The sequence below is a fragment of the Mesorhizobium sp. P160187 genome (assembly GCF_057766425.1).
The window spans coordinates 371,474-386,991 of the sequence record NZ_JBYMDX010000005.1; the positions used below are offsets into that span (position 1 = coordinate 371,474).

Genomic DNA, 15,518 nt, shown 5'->3' on the forward strand with positions numbered 1-15,518 from the left:
CTTCCATGCGGTTGGCGCCAGATCGAACGCGGTTCCGCCGGTGATCCAGCAGTCGCGCATCGTCGCCAGGCCGGTTAGTTCGAGCTCGTTCATGACAGATCGAGCCTCCCGAAGCCGCTTTGCGCGGCCAGCAGATCGAGCCGCGCGCCGTTCCAAAGCGCTGCCGTGGCCGCGAGGTCGAGGCCAAGCACGGTCTGATCGACGGTCCCGCTAACAGGCAGGGCGATCCCTTGCGGGTCGTGCGCCGCTTGCCACCAGGCGGTGCCGCGCTCATCGAGCAGGATCGCGCCGGCAGGCAGCATCAGCGGGCTATCGGTCGACCAGGGCGCTGCGTCCTGGTGCGCCGCATGCGCCGCGAGCGGGTCCTTGACAGCGTCGAGGCCGAAATCCGGCCAGGCGCCCGACACGACGTCGCCCTTGCGCTCCGCCACCAAGGCCCGCAGTGGCTGGCGCGACGGGTAGAATACCAGGCGGGCGTGGAACCGGTCACCGGGCGTGAACGCCGCCGAGCGGCGGCCGGCCGAAGCCGGAAAGAAATCGAGCAGCAGCCCAAACTGCGGCGTCGGGCTTTTCAGATCGAGCAGCCAGGTCGAATGGCTGACGAGACCGTCGCGGCGGGTCTCGATCTTCTCGCCGACGACCTCCCAATGGCTGTCGACCTGCTTCGCGTCGGGACTGGACAGAACCTGGTCGCGGGTTTCGGACGCCGACACCAGTCGCTTCAGCTCGGGATCGTCGGGCGCCGAGCGCCAGGCTTTGGCCAGCAGCACCAGCTTGCCGAGTTCGCGGATCGCCGCGTCCGGCCGTTCCTCGCTGCGCAGCGCCATCAGCCGGGCCGGGATTTCGTCGATGCGTCCGGCAAGCGCCGTCGCCTTCATGTCGACAAGCCGCGCGGCAATGCGGCGGCAGCGCTCGCTGCTGGCGTCGGCAAAGGCGGAAAGGCCGAGCCGCAGCTGGTCGGCAATCCACTGGTCGAGTTCGTCCAGCGCGCCTGCCACCGCGGTGCGCGTATCTTCCGCCCGCTTGCGCTGCGCCGTCTCGCGGCGCTCCGTCGCGGCGGCGTCATCGACGGTGCTTTCCTCCGCCTGCGAGGCCTCGCCAATGCTCTTGCCAGACGCGCCCCTGCCAGCCTTTGCGTCGACCGGCGGGGGCGCAGTCTTCCTGCGCCGGCCAAGCCAGTCATTGACCCATTCCGGTGTTGTTTCGGCTGATGTGAAGCTGGCCGGCGCCGTGGCGGCGATCCACATCAGCGCCAGCGTGTGCTTGCAGGGAAATTTTCGCGACGGGCAGGTGCATTTGTAGCCGTGGTCGCCGGTGTCGACGACGGTGCGATAGGGGTTGGATCCCGAGCCCTGGCATTCGCCCCAGATCAGCGCCTGCTGCTCGTTCTTCTCCAGCCGCGGCCAGTTCGAGCGCTTGGTGAGCTTCGAGGCGGCGCTTAGCGACGCCTGATCGGGGGCCAGCGCCTCGATGGTTTTCAGTTCGAATTCCAAGCCGCGCCTCTCGTCACCCCAAATCAATGCCTGGCATCAATATAGGGTGCCGTTTGTGAAGGATTGTTGTGGCCCCGGCAAGACGAAGATAGCGCAGATCAGTACAGCGGCGTGGCCATATGCCGGGGCGTCGGCCATTGCGCCGTGATCTCGGGCTGCACCGGGCGCTCGAGATAGGTCGACAGCACGACATAGCTTCGCGTCGAGGTGACGCCGGGCGTTTCGTAGAGACGCGCCAGCAGGCCTTCGAGCGCCCTGGTGTCCTCGGTGCGGACCTTGAGAAGCATGCAGGTGTCGCCGGCCACCGAATGGATTTCCTCGACCTCAGGATATTGGGAGACGGCCATCAGCTCCGGTGTCTTGCCCCAGCCCTTGGTATCGATATGCACGAAGGTGAGCAGCGGCTTCTTCACCGCCTTCGGGTCGATGATCACAGCCGTGCCGCGGATGGCGCCGCTGCGCCGCAGGCGCTTGACCCGCTCATGCGCCGCCGGCGGCGAAAGGCAGACGCGTTCGCCAAGTTCGGCGTAGCTGATCGTCGCATCCTCGACCAGCACGCCTAATATTTTTCGGTCGATTGCGTCGAGCTCGCGGGGAGCTACCTTGTTCTGCAGAACCCCATCTGTTTCTTCGTCCATATCGAAATTCCTTGTTGTCGCGGAATTCAGTTCGGCCATTATGACCCGATGACGAACGCGCATCAAGCTGCAACGCTCCATCAGCCGATCCCGGCGCTGGCCTACCTCCTGACCGGCTGCATCGCCGTCATCGGCTCGAACTCGCTGGTCCTGGGTCCAATTGCTCCGGCAGTCGCCGCATCCTTCGGCACCAGCGTGCCGGCGGTGATGGCCGCGTCGGCTGCCTTCGGTCTCGGCACTTCCGCCAGCGCTTTGTTCCTCGCCCGCTATATCGACGGCGTCGGCGCCCGCCGCATGCTGCAGGGCGCTCTGCTGTTGCTGGCGGTCGGGCTTCTCGCCAGCGCGCTGGCGCCGACGGTGATCATGCTGGTCGCGGCCCAGGCCGTCGCCGGCATCGCCGCCGGCGTCGCCATGCCGGCCATCTATGCCAGTGCAGCGGCAATTGCGCCGCCCGGCCGCGAAAGCGGCACGATCGGCGTCGTGCTGACCGGCTGGACGGTCTCCATGGTGGCCGGCGTGTCGCTGTCGGCCGTGCTTGCCGATCTCGTGCACTGGCGCGCCGTCTTCGCCGCCGTCGCGGTGCTTTCCGCCATTGCGCTTGCTGCCTTGTCGATGACCTCGCTCAGCGACGTCAGGAAGAGCGGCCCGGCGCCGTCGCCGTTCGTTGCGCTGGCCATTCCGGGGATCGTGCCGCTGCTCATCGCCTGCACCGCCTTCATGACCGCTTTTTACGGCGTGTACGGCTATCTCGGCGATCATCTGCACCAGGATCTGGGCGAGCCCGTCAGCGCCAATGCGCTGGCCGCGCTCGCCTATGGCGCCGGCTTCGGCGCCGCGGCCTTCCTCGACGGCGTCATCGACCGCATCGGCGCGCGGCGCGTCATGCCCTTCGCCTATCTGCTGGTCGCCGTCGTCTATGTCGCCATCGCGCTCGCAAGCAGCAATTTCGTGCTGATCCTGGCTATGATCGCCATATGGGGCCTTGCCAATCATTTCGGCCTGAACGTGCTGGTGATGCGCCTTACCGCGCTCGATCCGTCGCGCCGTGGCACCATCATGGGCCTGAACAGTTCGGTCACCTACCTCGCCGTCTTCATCGGCACCACCAGCTTCGGGCCGCTTTATTCATCGTTCGGCTTTGCCATCTGCGCGATCGTCGCCGCCGTGCTGATGCTGGTTGCGGCAGCAGCGGGGTCATGGCGGTCGCCTCCGCCCATCAAGCCGTAAAGCTTGCGTCCTCATCCCGTCCTTCGCTAGAGCTTGGCTTGCCATGCGAGCCCCGCCCGGATGAAGACGACGCTTGAAACCACTGCCGACCCCTCGTCAGACGACCTCGCCTTCCTGGCCGAGCGGCTGACGGCGTTCAATGACGGCGATGTCGGCCCCTCCGGCCGCAAGCCGATCGCGGTCTTCGTTCGTGACGAGCACGGCGCTGTCGTCGCCGGCATTTCGGGATACACCGCCTGGGGCTGGCTCTATGTGCAATGGCTGTGGGTCGACGAACGCCTGCGCGGCCGGCATATGGCCGGCGACATGCTGGACGCTGCCGAGGAGGAAGCGGTCAAGCGCGGCTGCCAAAACGCCTGGATCGACACGTTCAATCCCGTTGCAGCAAAGGTCTACGAGCGTCAGGGATACCGGCGCTTCGGCACACTGCTGGATTTTCCCATCGGCCGCAGCCGCATCTTCCTGCAGAAGAAGCTCTAACCTGCCAGCCGCCCGCCTTGCATCGGCCGCGGCACGCCGGTGGTGCTGGGAAAGCTGATCGGCAGGCCGCGCAGCACGCGCACGGCAAGGAAGGCAAAGCATTCGGCCTCCACCGCATCGCCTTTCCAGCCCAGTGTCTCGGCCTGCACCACCTCGACGTTGGCGCGCCTCGCCAGCATCGCCATCATCGTCGGGTTGCGGCGGCCGCCGCCACTGACCGCCAGCCGCTTCGGCCGGCGCGGCAACAAATCGAGCGCCTTGCCGACGGCTGAGACGGTGAAGGCCGTCAGCGTCGCCGCCCCATCCTCTGCGCCGAGGCCGTCGGCCATGGCGGCGCCGAAGTCGAAACGGTCGAGCGATTTCGGATAGGGCTTGGTCAGATACGGATGCTGGAGCAATTTGGCCAGCCGCACTTCATCGACGGTGCCGGCCGCGCCCAGTGCGCCGTCGCGGTCCATCTCGCCGAGGCCGTTTGCCTTGATGAAATCGTTGAGCGGCGCGTTGGCCGGGCCAGTGTCGAAGGCGACGATGTTGTCCTTGCCGTCCCACCAAGTGACGTTGCCGACACCGCCGAGATTGAGCACAGCGGTGTCCCCGCTGGCGTCGGCTTCCCTCAAAAGCGCCGCGTGGTAGGCAGCCGCCAGTGGTGCGCCCTGGCCGCCAGCGCGCACATCGTCCGAGCGGAAATCATAGGCGACCTTGGCGCCCAAAATGGAATGCATCAGCGCGCCATCGCCCAACTGGCGCGTATCGCCGCGCCGCCCGGGTTGCGGGGCACGATGCAGCACGGTTTGGCCGTGAAAACCGACCACGCCGATATCGCCCATGGTCAGGCCGTAGCTTTCGACAAGGTCCTTCACCGCCGCCGACTGCGCCCGCGTCAGCGCCTCCTCGGCTTCGGCAAAGATCGCCGGCTCCGGCCCGTCGAAATTCCACACCCGGGCCTGACGCAGCGTCTCCTCCAGCAAGGCACGGATCGCTGCGGGGTAGGGGGCCAGCGTATAGGTGCCGAAATCGGCGATCCGCTCGCCATCGGTCTTGATCAGCGCCACGTCGATATTGCCGTCAAGCACGGTGCCGGTCATCAGGCCGACGGCCCAGATTGGTTCCACGGTCGACTCCCTTGCGACACCGTTTGCGATTCCAACGCAATCACCTGTCGGACGGATTGTCTCGCCAGGCAAGACCCTGGCCGCGGTCGATTGCTCCGAACCTGCCGGCAGGGTTTTTCACCGAACAGCGAAAATCGAGCAACGCCGTTCTTGCGTCTCGCCGCTCAAGACGCCAGCTATGAGACGAACACGTCATCGCCAAGGAGAAACGACATGGCATCCGAAGTCGCAGTGATCGCCGGCGCGGGTGCGGGCCTGAGCGCCTCTTTGGCACGCCTTCTCACCACGGAAGGCTATCGTGTGGTGCTGGCCGCCCGCAACACGGCCAAACTCGCGGCGCTGGTCGGGGAAACCGGCGCGCTGGCCGTCGAAACCGACGTCGCCGATCCGGCCTCCGTCGCCGGCCTGTTTGACGCCGCCGACAAGCAAGGCCCGCTGGCCCTTGCCGTCTTCAATGCCAGCGGCCGCACGCGCGGCCCGATCGCCGAGGTCGATCCCGATGCGGTCAAACAAGCCTTGCTTGTCGGCGCCTATGGCGGCTTCCTGGTCGGCCAGCAAGCGGCGCGGCGGCTGCTTGCGCGCGGCTCCGGTTCGATTCTTTTCACCGGCGCTTCCGCCAGCATCAAGGGCTTTCCCAACTCCGCCGGCTTTGCCATGCCAAAATTCGGCCTGCGCGGTCTGGCTCAGTCGATGGCGCGCGAACTCTTCCCGAAGAACATCCATGTCGCCCATTTCATTATCGACGGCCAGATCGAGCCGGTCGGGACGAAGCCCGAGCGACCGGACAGCCAGCTGTCGCCCGATGCGATCGCGCAGACCTATCTCGCGACCCATCGCCAGCATCGCAGCGCCTGGAGCTTCGAGGTCGAGCTGCGGCCCTTTGTCGAGACATTCTGACCGGTCCGGCGTGACCGTTCTCGCAATTGCGAAATCTTTGAGAGAATATTCCCGGCTTCGTGTTTGAGAAGAAATGCGGTTCTTTGATCCGGCAAGCAGCATTGCCGATGATGTCGTCAAGGCTTGGTATTCCACCTCGCCGCAATGACTTCAGGATTACGAGGGATCGACAATGTCCGAACGCGGAAACGCTTCCAGCTCTCTTCTTTTTTCAGCCATCAGCCGGCGAGCTGCCCTTGCGGCACTTTTTGCCTCGGCCGTCACGCTTGCCGGTCTGGCTCAGCCGACGCCGTCCTTCGCCGAGGACAAGAAGTCTATCAAGGTCGGCATCATCAGCGGCGAGGATGAGGATGTCTGGCGCGTCGTCGTCGCCCAGGCCGCCGAAAAAGGCCTGACCGTCGAGACCGTGGTGTTCAACGACTACACCCAGCCCAACGAGGCGCTCGAGCGCGGCGAGATCGACGCCAACGCCTTCCAGCACCAGCCCTATCTCGACAACCAGATCAAGACCCAAGGGTACCACATCGTACGCGTCGGCTACACCGGCGTCTGGCCGATCGGCCTCTACTCCAAGAAATACACCAAGGTTGCCGACCTGCCCGAAGGCGCCGTCATCGGCTTGCCCAACGACCCCTCGAATGAGGGCCGCGCGTTGCGCGTTCTGCAGAACGAAGGCGTGATCAAGCTGAAGGACGGCACCGGCATCCTGGCGACCACCGCCGACATTGCCGAGAACCCTAAGAAGGTCGTCATCAAGGAACTCGACGCCGGCATTGTCGGCCGCTCGGTCGAGGATCTCGACGCGGCTGTCGTCAACACCGACTGGGCGCTGAAGAGCGGTCTCGGCCCGGACAACCGCATCGCCCAGGAGCCAGTGGCCGACAACCCCTACCGCAACTTCATCGCCGTGAAATCCGGCAACGAGAACGAGGCGTGGGTGAAGACGCTGGTCGCGTCCTACCAGAACGAGGCGGTCAAGGCCGAGTTCGACAAGGTCTACAAGGGCACCGGGATCAGCGCCTATTGATTGGCGCCTGGTTGTCAGGAGCAGGCGGCCCGCTGTTGAGCGGGCCGCTGTCGCATTTGTCGAGCGTTGAAACGGACAGTGAGATGAACCAGCACGTCACGGCCGAAGCATCCGGTCCGGTCAATATATCGGCCGGGCAGGAAGATGTCGTACGCCTGGTCGACCTCAAGCGCCGCTTCGGCGCGACGCCTGCGCTCGACGGCGTCTCGCTGACGGTGCGCAAGGGCGAGATCCTCGGCATCATCGGCCGCAGCGGCGCCGGCAAGTCGACGCTGATCCGCTGCCTCAACGGGCTGGAGCGGCCGGACTCCGGCGACGTCTTCATCGAGGGCCGCGAGATCGGCCGGCTCGGCGAGCGTGAATTGCAGCCGCTGCGGCGTCGCATCGGCATGATCTTCCAGCACTTCAATCTGCTGTCGGCCAAGACCGTGGAGGACAATGTCGCGCTGCCGCTGAAGATCGAGGGCCGCCCAAAGGCCGAACGGCTGGCGCGCGCCGCCGAATTGCTCGACCTCGTCGGCCTGTCGGAGAAGGCGAAGGCCTATCCGTCCTCGCTGTCGGGCGGCCAGAAGCAGCGCGTCGGCATCGCCAGGGCGCTGGCCGCGCGGCCGGCGCTGCTGCTGTCCGACGAGGCGACCTCAGCGCTCGATCCGGAGACGACGCGCTCCATCCTGGCCTTGCTGAAAGACATCAACCGGCAGCTCGGCCTCACCATCCTGCTCATCACCCACGAGATGGAGGTGATCCGCTCGATCGCCGACCGCGTCGCGGTGATCGATGCCGGCCGCATCGTCGAACAAGGCCCAGTGTGGTCGGTCTTTGCCGAGCCGCGTTCCGAAATCACCAGGAGCCTGCTCGGCGGCATCCGCCCGCAACTGCCGGCCGAGATTGCCGGCCGGCTTGCTCCCGGAGGCGGCGCCGAGCTCATCCTCAGGGTCGACGTCGCAGGTGAGGCCGCGCGCGGTCCGCTGCTGTCCGATCTTGCGGTGGCGGTGCCGGGGCGGTTCCGCCTCGTCCATGGTGGCATCGACCATGTCCAGCAGCAGCCGGTCGGCACGCTGTTCCTTGCGGTCGCGGGCAATGATCCGAAACATCTGTCGAAAGTAATCGCATTCCTGAAGGCCCGCGACGCGCGGGTGGAGGTGCTTGGCCATGTCGCCGGTTCTGTTTGAACTTCTGCTGCGTTCGATCTGGGAGACGGTCCTGATGACGGCGGCATCGGGCCTCATCTCGCTCGTCTTCGGGCTGCCGCTCGGCCTGGCATTGATTGCCACCGAGCGCGGCGGCATTGCCGAAAGCCTGTGGGTGAACCGCGCGCTCGGCGCCGTCATCAACGGCTTCCGCTCGGTGCCTTTCATCATCCTTCTGGTGGCGCTGATCCCGGTGACGCGGCTGATCGTCGGCACCTCGATCGGCACCTGGGCGGCGATCGTGCCGTTGTCGATTGCGGCGACGCCTTACTATGCCCGCATCGCCGAAGTGTCGCTGCGCGAGGTCGATCGCGGCCTGATCGAGGCGGCGCGCGCCATGGGCGGCAACCGCTGGACCATCATCCGCGAGGTGCTGGTGCCCGAAGCATTGCCCGGCATCGTCGCCGGTTTCACGGTGACGCTGGTAACGCTGATCGGTGCCTCGGCCATGGCCGGCGCCATCGGTGCCGGCGGGCTTGGCGACCTCGCCATCCGCTATGGCTACCAGCGTTTTGAGACCAGCGTCATGGTCGCCGTGGTCATTGTGCTGATCATCCTCGTTTGCGGCATCCAGTGGGTCGGTGACCGGCTGGTCGCCAGGCTGGACCGGCGCGGATGAGCGCCACGAACGTTATTTGCCGGCAGGCTGCCAAACGCAGCGCCGGCTTTCTCTATCGGCGCCGAGATTGGATTGCGCGTTGCTTTGATCGGACCGGCCTGCGTGCCACCGTGACAGCGGAACAAGGAGCTTGACCATGCCCAGGATCGTACCCGTGCTTGATCTCGGCCGTCTCGAACAGGGCGCTTCCGAGCGGCGAACGTTTCTCTTCGACCTGCGCACGGCCGCGCGCGATGTCGGCTTCTTCTATTTGACCGGCCACGGCATATCGGCTGCGGATACCGCAGAAGTGCTCGACGCCTCGCGCCGGTTCTTTGCCTTGCCGGAAGCCGACAAACTGGCGATCGAAATGGTGAAGTCCTCGCAGTTCCGCGGCTATACGCGCGCCGGCGGCGAGCTGACCAAAGGCAAGGCCGACTGGCGCGAACAGCTCGACATCGGCGTCGAACGCCCGGCCATCGAACAAGGCCCCGGCGTGCCCGCCTGGACGCGGCTGCAAGGGCCCAACCAGTGGCCGGCCACGCTGCCCGAGCTGAAGCCGGCGCTACTCGCATGGCAGGCCAAGGCGACGGCGGTGGCGATCCGGCTGCTCCGGGCCTTCGCTTTGTCGCTCGATCAGGCCGAGGACGCCTTCGATCCCGTCTACCGGGCCGAGCCCAACCATCGCATGAAGATCGTGCGCTACCCCGGCCGCGACGCCACCGGCGACAACCAGGGCGTCGGCGCGCACAAGGATGGCGGTTTCCTGACGCTTCTGTTGCAGGACGAGAGCAAGGGGCTGCAGGTCGAATATGACGGTGCCTGGGTCGACGTCGATCCGCTGCCCGACACGCTGGTGGTCAACATCGGCGAACTGCTCGAACTGGCGTCGAACGGCTATCTCCGGGCGACAGTCCACCGTGTGGTGACACCGCCGGCCGGCGTCGAGCGCGTCTCGGTCCCGTTCTTCTTCAGCGCCCGGCTCGAAGCCACGATTCCGCTGCTCGACCTGCCCGAGGAACTGGCGGCCGAGGCGCGGGGCCCGGCCAGCGATCCCGACAATCCGCTGTTTCGCAATGTCGGCACCAATGTGCTGAAGAGCCGCCTGCGCTCGCATCCCGACGTGGCGCGCCGGCACTACGCCGATCTCCTGGAAACCGGCGCCTCACCGGCTGAAATCTTTCAAAACGAGATCGAAATTTCCGAATCTCGCGTTGTTTTAGAAAGCCGTTCGTCGCCATCTGCCGCGAATACGCGCATATAGGAATTATCGTTCGGCGGTTTCCTCCCATTCCACCGAGCGGTGTTCCCCTCTGAAGGTTCTTGACCTTCTTTTGGCCGGGCCGCTTTCGCGCCCGGCCTTTTTTATGTCAATAGCTCTTCTTTCTTCCCCACAAGGGGAGAAGGAAGAGGCGCCAGGGACTTCACCCAAACTTCGGATCAAGGCTGCCCGACTTGTACCGCTTGGCCATCTCAGCTACCGGCAGCGGCTTGATCTTCTGGGCATTGCCGGCGGTGCCGAACTGCTCGAAGCGCTGCTTGCACAGCTTGCGCATCGCCGCCATCGCCGGCGTCAGATATTTGCGCGGATCGAACTCGCTCGGGTTTTCGGTCAGCACCTTACGGATGGCGCCGGTCAGCGCCATGCGGTTGTCGGTGTCGATGTTGATCTTGCGCACGCCGTGCTTGATGCCGCGCTGGATCTCTTCCACCGGCACGCCCCAGGTCGGCTTCATCTGGCCGCCATATTTGTTGATGATCTCCTGCAGGTCCTCGGGCACCGAGGACGAGCCGTGCATGACCAGATGCATGTTGGGCAGGCGGCGGTGGATTTCCTCGATGACATTCATCGCCAGCACCGCGCCGTCCGGCTTGCGCGAGAATTTGTAGGCGCCGTGGCTGGTGCCCATGGCGACAGCCAGCGCATCGACATGGGTGTCCTTGACGAATTCGACCGCCTGCACTGGGTCGGTCAAGAGCTGGTCGTGGCTGATGGCGCCTTCGACGCCGTGGCCGTCTTCCTGCTCGCCGCCGCCGCTCTCAAGCGAACCGAGCACACCGATCTCGCCTTCCACCGACACGCCGCCCCAATGCGCCATGTCGACGACGCGCCGGGTGATTCCGGAATTGTAGGCATAATCGGCCGGCGTCTTGCCGTCCTCTTTCAGCGAGCCGTCCATCATCACCGAGGTGAAGCCGTACTGGATGGCGGTGACGCAGGTGGCTTCGTTGTTGCCATGGTCGAGATGCATGCAGACCGGGATGTCGGGGTGGATTTCGACCAGCGCGTCGATCAGCTTGGCCAGCACCACATCATTGGCGTAGGCGCGGGCGCCGCGGCTTGCCTGCAGGATGACCGGCGACTTGGTCTCCTCGGCCGCCTCCATGATGGCGAGGCCCTGTTCCATATTGTTCATGTTGAAAGCGGGTACGCCGTAGCCGTACTCGGCGGCGTGGTCGAGCAATTGTCTCAGTGTTATGCGAGCCACCCAATAGTCTCCCGTATCTGGTTTCAAGCGCAACGTCGCGGGCCGGCCGATTGCCGGCCTAGATGCTTCTGGCCGGATTTCGCCAGAACCGCAACCGTCAGCGGCCATCGAGGCGCAATTCTTGTTGCAGGGCTGAAATCCGGTAGCCAGCCGGTGAGGCGCTAATCTCCCCCATTGAGGGGGAGATGGCCGGCAGGCCAGAGGGGGTCGGTTCGACTGGAGCGCTAGCATCATCTGTCGGTGCTGGGAGGTCGCGTCAGGACGCGCCGACCCCCTCTGTCGCCTTTGGCGACATCTCCCCCTCAAGGGGGGAGATTATCCGCGTTCGGGGAACATCGCCTTCAAGCCTTCGCGCGAAGCCTTGGCCACACCGCGCTCGGTGATCAGCCCCGTCACCAGCCGTGCCGGCGTCACATCGAACGCCGGATTGGCCGCCGGCGTCGCTTCGGGCGAAACCCGAACCTGCGCGATCTTGCCGTCCGCCGTCTTGCCCCAGACCAGCGACACCTCGTCACCGGAGCGTTCCTCGATCGGGATTTCGGTGAGGCCATCACCCACCGTCCAGTCGATGGTCGGCGAGGGCAGAGCGACGTAGAAGGGCACCTCATTATCGGAGGCGGCGAGCGCCTTGAGATAGGTGCCGATCTTGTTGCAGACGTCGCCATTGGCCGTGGTGCGGTCGGTGCCCACGATCACCATGTCGACCGCGCCACGCTGCATCAGATGGCCGCCGGCATTGTCGACGATCAGCGTGTGCGGCACGCCGTGGCCGGCCATCTCCCAGGCGGTCAGCTGGGCGCCCTGGTTGCGCGGGCGCGTCTCGTCGACATAGACATGGACCGGAATGCCGGCCTCGACGGCGAGATAGATCGGCGACGTGGCGGTGCCGTAATCGACCGTCGCCAGCCAACCGGCGTTGCAGTGGGTGAGGATGTTGACCGGCTCGCCCGGCTTCTTGCGTGCCGCGATCTCCTTGATGATGGCAAGCCCGTTCTCGCCGATGGCGCGATTGAGATCGACATCCTCGTCGGCGATTTCGGCAGCGCGCTTATAGGCCGCCTCCGCGCGCTGTCCCGATACGATCGGCCTTAGGAACCGCCGCATCTCGTCCAGCGCCCAGCGTAGATTGATCGCAGTCGGCCGCGTCTTGTGCAGTGTCTCCCAGACCGCGTCGAGCGCTTCGTCAGACGGATCGTCCGCCATCTGGATGGCGACGCCGTAGGCCGCGGTGACGCCGATCAGCGGCGCGCCACGAACCCACATGTCACGGATCGCGGTGGCGATGCCGGCAACGCTCCCGATCGTCTCGACCCGGAACTCGTGCGGCAGCCAGCGCTGGTCGATGATCTCGACCGAACGCTGGTCGTCGCTCAGCCAGATGGTGCGGTAGTGGCGCTCGCCGACGTTCAAATCCTGCTCTCCCGTTCGATCAAAGCGGCCAGATTATTAACCTCGTCCATGCCGTGAATCTGGCGCCGGTTGACGGCGATGTGACGGCCGAATTTCAGCGCCTTGGCCTCGCAGGAGGCCCGCAGATCCTCGTCCTCGATGGTCTCGAAATCGGCATTGTGGGCGAGGCCGAGGATGCGCCGGTGCACCTCGATGCCGGCAAAGCCCAAGAGGTCGGTCCAGATCTGGTGCAGCACATGGTCGAGCGCCTGCTCCGAGGCGAGAATGTCGCCCTGATCCTCGAACAGGCTCTTCTGGTAAAGCATGCCGGTGCGCTCGGTGCGCCATAGATGCGAGAACTCGGCGCGGAACACCGTCCAGGTGTCGTTGGTCACCCCGAGCAGATAGGCACGCATGGCGTCACGCTTGCCCTTCTGTTCATGGCCGCGCTGCGAGAAGTAGGACATCCAGAAATTGGCGAGCAGCATGCCGACGTCGAAGGCCATCGGACCGTAGAAGGCGAATTCCGGATCGATCATCCGCGTCTCGGTGTCGGTGACCATGATCGAGCCCGAATGCAGGTCGCCATGCAGCAGCGTCTCGGCCTTGGCGGCGAAGATATGCTTCAGCCGCTGCGCTTCGACCTTGAGGTCGCGGTCGGCACGCAGTTCGGCAACCAGGCCGTCCAGTTGCGGCGACGTATGCCGGTTCAGCTTGGCATCGAAATATGGGTCGGAAAACACCAGGTCTTCGGTGATGCCGCAGAGCTCGACATTGTCGGCAAACAGCGCCAGGTCGGCCTTGCGGTCCTTGGTGGGCATGGAGAGATCAGAGCCGCGGAACAAAGTGCGGGCCATGAACAGGCCGATGTCGCGGGCGATATTTGGCAACTCGCGGCCGTCGATCAGGGCACGGCGCAGGATGATGTGCGGCGGCGCCAGATATTCCATGATGATCAGCGCCTGGGCTTCGTCGAAATGGAGGATCGCCGGCACCGAGCCCGGCGCGCGCGCCTCTTGCCGCGTCAGCGCGTGATACTCGAAGAAGGAGCGTTTGAGCGGCAACGGCCAGCTGTCGCCGACGAGGCGAACATAGGGCAGGGCCTGCTTGACCACGGCCGCACCCGAGCCGCCTTCGACGATGAAGACGAGGTTCAGATTGCCGTCGCCGACCTCGCGCACCTTCCAAGGGCCCTTGCCGATTTTGGCGCACAGCGCTTCGTTCGTACCGAGGCGCGTTGCAAGCGTCTCCACCGACAGTGCTTCAAACGGCAATTTCGCAGTCATTCCTCACCCTCCCGCTTGCTCGCTCCAATCATAGTGGAGCGATGGCGGTGAGGCCAAGCTAGGAAGCTGACTGGCAATTGTCAATCGAGTTGACAATTGATCACGTAGCCCATAGCGTCAACGTTAGGGAGGAACGAATGGGCAATGATGCCGTGTTCCGCGTGGACGGGCTGAGGAAATCCTTCGGCCATATCGAGGTGCTTGGCGGCGTCTCGCTCGAATTGCATGCCGGTGAGATCACTGTGCTGATGGGCGCCAACGGCGCCGGCAAGTCCACCCTCGTCAAAATCATCAGCGGCGTCTACGACCATGACGGCGGCATCATGCACCTCGCTGGCGGCAACTTTGCGCCGAACACGCCGGCAGAGGCGATCCGCGCCGGTGTCGTTACCGTGCACCAAAACATCAATGACGGCGTCGTCGCCGATCTCGATGTCGCCACCAATCTGACGCTCGACCGGCTGAGCGGCAAGGGCGCGCCGCTGCTGTTCAACCCCGGCCGGGTGCGCCGCGAAGCCAAAGCGGTGGCCGACCGCATGGGGCTCGCCATCGACCTCAAGGCCCGCATCAGCGACCTGTCGCTGGCCGATCGCCAGATGGTGGCCATCGCGCGCGCCATGGCGCACCAGCCGAAAGTGCTGATCCTCGACGAGCCGACCTCGTCGCTGTCCAGCGCCGAGGCCGACCGGCTGTTTGCGCTGCTCGACCGCTTGCGCGAGCAGGGCGTCGCCATCCTCTACATCTCGCATCGCATGTCGGATATCAGGCGGCTGGCCGACCGCATCGTCTCGATGCGCGATGGCGTCATCTCAGGCGTCTTCGACAGCAAGCCTCTCGACTATGAGGGCGCCGTTAACGCCATGCTCGGCCGCAAGATCCATCTTGACCGGATCGAAGCCAGGAGTTCTGCCAAGCCGATCCTGACCGTCGATGCCTTGCGCATCGCCCCTGGTGCCCGGCCATTCTCGCTGACGCTCGGCGACGGCGAGGTCGTTGCCATCACCGGCCTCGTTGGCGTCGGCAAGACCGCGCTCGCCGAGACGCTGTTCGGCTTGCGCAAACCGCTGTCCGGCACGATGACTTTATATGGCAAGCCCTATGCGCCCGCGTCGACCGGCGAAGCCATCGCCGCCGGCGTGTTTCTGGTCGCCAAGGACCGTGGCGAAAACGGCATCGTCGGCGGCTTCAACATCCAGGAAAACATCAGCCTGCCCTTCCACAAGCGCATGTCGCGCTTTTCAGTTCTCAAACGCGGCCTTGAACGCACTATTGCCCGCCGGCAGATCGAGGATCTCGGCATCGTCTGCCGCTCGGAGAAGGACGACATGACCACTCTGTCGGGCGGCAACCAGCAGAAGGTGATGGTGGCCCGCTGGATGGCGCAGGACGCCCGATTGTTCATTCTCGACGAACCGTTCCAGGGCGTCGATATCTCCGCCAGGCGCGACATCGCCGCCAAGCTGAGGGCCAGCGCCAATGGCCGCGCCACGCTGCTGTTCGTCACCGAACTCGACGAGGCACTGGAGACGGCCGATCGCATATTGGTGATGTCCGAGCAGACCATCGTCGGCGAACACCGCAACGCCGATGTCGATCTCGACCGTCTGCTGGCCGAAGTCGCGGGCGGGCCGTTGCACAGTGCGGCCTGAGCCACGATGATTGAAGAACTGAGGGTTGGAATGGAGTGCACGG

General features: G+C 65.1%; 14 protein-coding genes. 8 read left to right on the plus strand and 6 right to left on the minus strand.

Annotated elements, in window-relative coordinates; translation table 11 throughout:
- Positions 1–89: 89 nt before the first annotated feature.
- Together AC3CCE_RS26485 and AC3CCE_RS26490 are read right to left on the minus strand one after the other, a co-directional pair.
- The gene (locus tag AC3CCE_RS26485) at positions 90–1,493 is read right to left on the minus strand and encodes an SWIM zinc finger family protein (RefSeq protein ID WP_352625573.1); all 1,404 of its coding nucleotides are present in this window, start codon (positions 1,491–1,493) and stop codon (positions 90–92) included.
- A gap of 98 nt (positions 1,494–1,591) precedes the next feature.
- Complete coding sequence (locus AC3CCE_RS26490; RefSeq protein WP_023687041.1) at positions 1,592–2,131, minus strand: Lrp/AsnC family transcriptional regulator; 540 nt, start codon at positions 2,129–2,131, stop codon at positions 1,592–1,594.
- Between the two features lie 48 nt (positions 2,132–2,179).
- Here AC3CCE_RS26490 and AC3CCE_RS26495 point away from each other — a divergent pair, with 48 nt between their 5' ends.
- Both AC3CCE_RS26495 and AC3CCE_RS26500 read left to right on the plus strand, forming a co-directional pair.
- Positions 2,180–3,358: an MFS transporter gene (locus tag AC3CCE_RS26495; protein ID WP_023726345.1), complete on the plus strand. Its 1,179-nt coding sequence runs from the start codon at positions 2,180–2,182 to the stop codon at positions 3,356–3,358.
- A 60-nt stretch (positions 3,359–3,418) separates the two neighbouring features.
- Positions 3,419–3,838, plus strand: coding sequence for a GNAT family N-acetyltransferase (locus tag AC3CCE_RS26500; protein ID WP_352625575.1), 420 nt, complete (start codon positions 3,419–3,421; stop codon positions 3,836–3,838).
- Here AC3CCE_RS26500 and AC3CCE_RS26505 read toward each other — a convergent pair.
- A complete protein-coding gene (locus AC3CCE_RS26505) occupies positions 3,835–4,950 on the minus strand; it encodes an anhydro-N-acetylmuramic acid kinase (protein ID WP_023709949.1) in 1,116 nt (371 codons plus the stop codon). The genes AC3CCE_RS26500 and AC3CCE_RS26505 overlap by 4 nt on opposite strands.
- A gap of 213 nt (positions 4,951–5,163) precedes the next feature.
- Here AC3CCE_RS26505 and AC3CCE_RS26510 point away from each other — a divergent pair, with 213 nt between their 5' ends.
- The 5 genes from AC3CCE_RS26510 to AC3CCE_RS26530 all read left to right on the plus strand — a co-directional run bounded on the left by AC3CCE_RS26510 (position 5,164) and on the right by AC3CCE_RS26530 (position 9,926).
- The gene (locus tag AC3CCE_RS26510) at positions 5,164–5,847 is read left to right on the plus strand and encodes an SDR family NAD(P)-dependent oxidoreductase (RefSeq protein ID WP_023668581.1); all 684 of its coding nucleotides are present in this window, start codon (positions 5,164–5,166) and stop codon (positions 5,845–5,847) included.
- Between the two features lie 172 nt (positions 5,848–6,019).
- On the plus strand, positions 6,020–6,874 hold the full coding sequence (locus AC3CCE_RS26515) for a MetQ/NlpA family lipoprotein (RefSeq protein WP_023668580.1): 855 nt from the start codon (positions 6,020–6,022) through the stop codon (positions 6,872–6,874).
- Positions 6,875–6,957: 83 nt separating this feature from the next.
- Positions 6,958–8,046 (plus strand): methionine ABC transporter ATP-binding protein, encoded by a 1,089-nt coding sequence (locus AC3CCE_RS26520; RefSeq protein ID WP_023687042.1) that lies wholly within the window; start codon positions 6,958–6,960, stop codon positions 8,044–8,046.
- Positions 8,027–8,683 carry a methionine ABC transporter permease gene (locus AC3CCE_RS26525; RefSeq protein WP_023668578.1) on the plus strand — a complete coding sequence of 219 codons (657 nt, stop codon included), beginning with the start codon at positions 8,027–8,029 and terminating at the stop codon, positions 8,681–8,683. The genes AC3CCE_RS26520 and AC3CCE_RS26525 overlap by 20 nt, the downstream gene beginning before the upstream one ends.
- Positions 8,684–8,819: 136 nt before the next feature.
- Entirely contained in the window at positions 8,820–9,926 is a 1,107-nt protein-coding gene (locus AC3CCE_RS26530) for an isopenicillin N synthase family dioxygenase (protein WP_352625578.1), read from the plus strand.
- A 160-nt stretch (positions 9,927–10,086) separates the two neighbouring features.
- Here AC3CCE_RS26530 and fba read toward each other — a convergent pair whose 3' ends face one another.
- The 3 genes from fba to mtnK form a co-directional block, all read right to left on the minus strand.
- Positions 10,087–11,151 carry a class II fructose-bisphosphate aldolase gene (fba, locus tag AC3CCE_RS26535; RefSeq protein ID WP_352625580.1) on the minus strand — a complete coding sequence of 355 codons (1,065 nt, stop codon included), beginning with the start codon at positions 11,149–11,151 and terminating at the stop codon, positions 10,087–10,089.
- Between the two features lie 315 nt (positions 11,152–11,466).
- A complete protein-coding gene (gene mtnA / locus AC3CCE_RS26540; protein WP_352625582.1) occupies positions 11,467–12,561 on the minus strand; it encodes an S-methyl-5-thioribose-1-phosphate isomerase in 1,095 nt (364 codons plus the stop codon).
- Positions 12,558–13,826 (minus strand): S-methyl-5-thioribose kinase, encoded by a 1,269-nt coding sequence (mtnK, locus tag AC3CCE_RS26545; protein WP_023830343.1) that lies wholly within the window; start codon positions 13,824–13,826, stop codon positions 12,558–12,560. The genes mtnA and mtnK overlap by 4 nt, the downstream gene beginning before the upstream one ends.
- Before the next feature lie 137 nt (positions 13,827–13,963).
- On the opposite strand from mtnK, the gene AC3CCE_RS26550 reads away from it, so the two are divergent.
- Positions 13,964–15,475, plus strand: coding sequence for a sugar ABC transporter ATP-binding protein (locus AC3CCE_RS26550; protein ID WP_352625584.1), 1,512 nt, complete (start codon positions 13,964–13,966; stop codon positions 15,473–15,475).
- Positions 15,476–15,518 lie beyond the last annotated feature (43 nt).

What these genes read in the sequence shown, in the direction of transcription:
- AC3CCE_RS26490 (WP_023687041.1), bottom strand. Translation starts at nt 2,131, where the DNA reads ATGGACGAAGAAACAGATGGGGTTCTGCAGAACAAGGTAGCTCCCCGC.
- AC3CCE_RS26495 (WP_023726345.1), top strand. Translation starts at nt 2,180, where the DNA reads ATGACGAACGCGCATCAAGCTGCAACGCTCCATCAGCCGATCCCGGCG.
- AC3CCE_RS26500 (WP_352625575.1), top strand. Translation starts at nt 3,419, where the DNA reads ATGAAGACGACGCTTGAAACCACTGCCGACCCCTCGTCAGACGACCTC.
- AC3CCE_RS26510 (WP_023668581.1), top strand. Translation starts at nt 5,164, where the DNA reads ATGGCATCCGAAGTCGCAGTGATCGCCGGCGCGGGTGCGGGCCTGAGC.
- AC3CCE_RS26515 (WP_023668580.1), top strand. Translation starts at nt 6,020, where the DNA reads ATGTCCGAACGCGGAAACGCTTCCAGCTCTCTTCTTTTTTCAGCCATC.
- AC3CCE_RS26520 (WP_023687042.1), top strand. Translation starts at nt 6,958, where the DNA reads ATGAACCAGCACGTCACGGCCGAAGCATCCGGTCCGGTCAATATATCG.
- AC3CCE_RS26525 (WP_023668578.1), top strand. Translation starts at nt 8,027, where the DNA reads ATGTCGCCGGTTCTGTTTGAACTTCTGCTGCGTTCGATCTGGGAGACG.
- AC3CCE_RS26530 (WP_352625578.1), top strand. Translation starts at nt 8,820, where the DNA reads ATGCCCAGGATCGTACCCGTGCTTGATCTCGGCCGTCTCGAACAGGGC.
- mtnK (WP_023830343.1), bottom strand. Translation starts at nt 13,826, where the DNA reads ATGACTGCGAAATTGCCGTTTGAAGCACTGTCGGTGGAGACGCTTGCA.
- AC3CCE_RS26550 (WP_352625584.1), top strand. Translation starts at nt 13,964, where the DNA reads ATGGGCAATGATGCCGTGTTCCGCGTGGACGGGCTGAGGAAATCCTTC.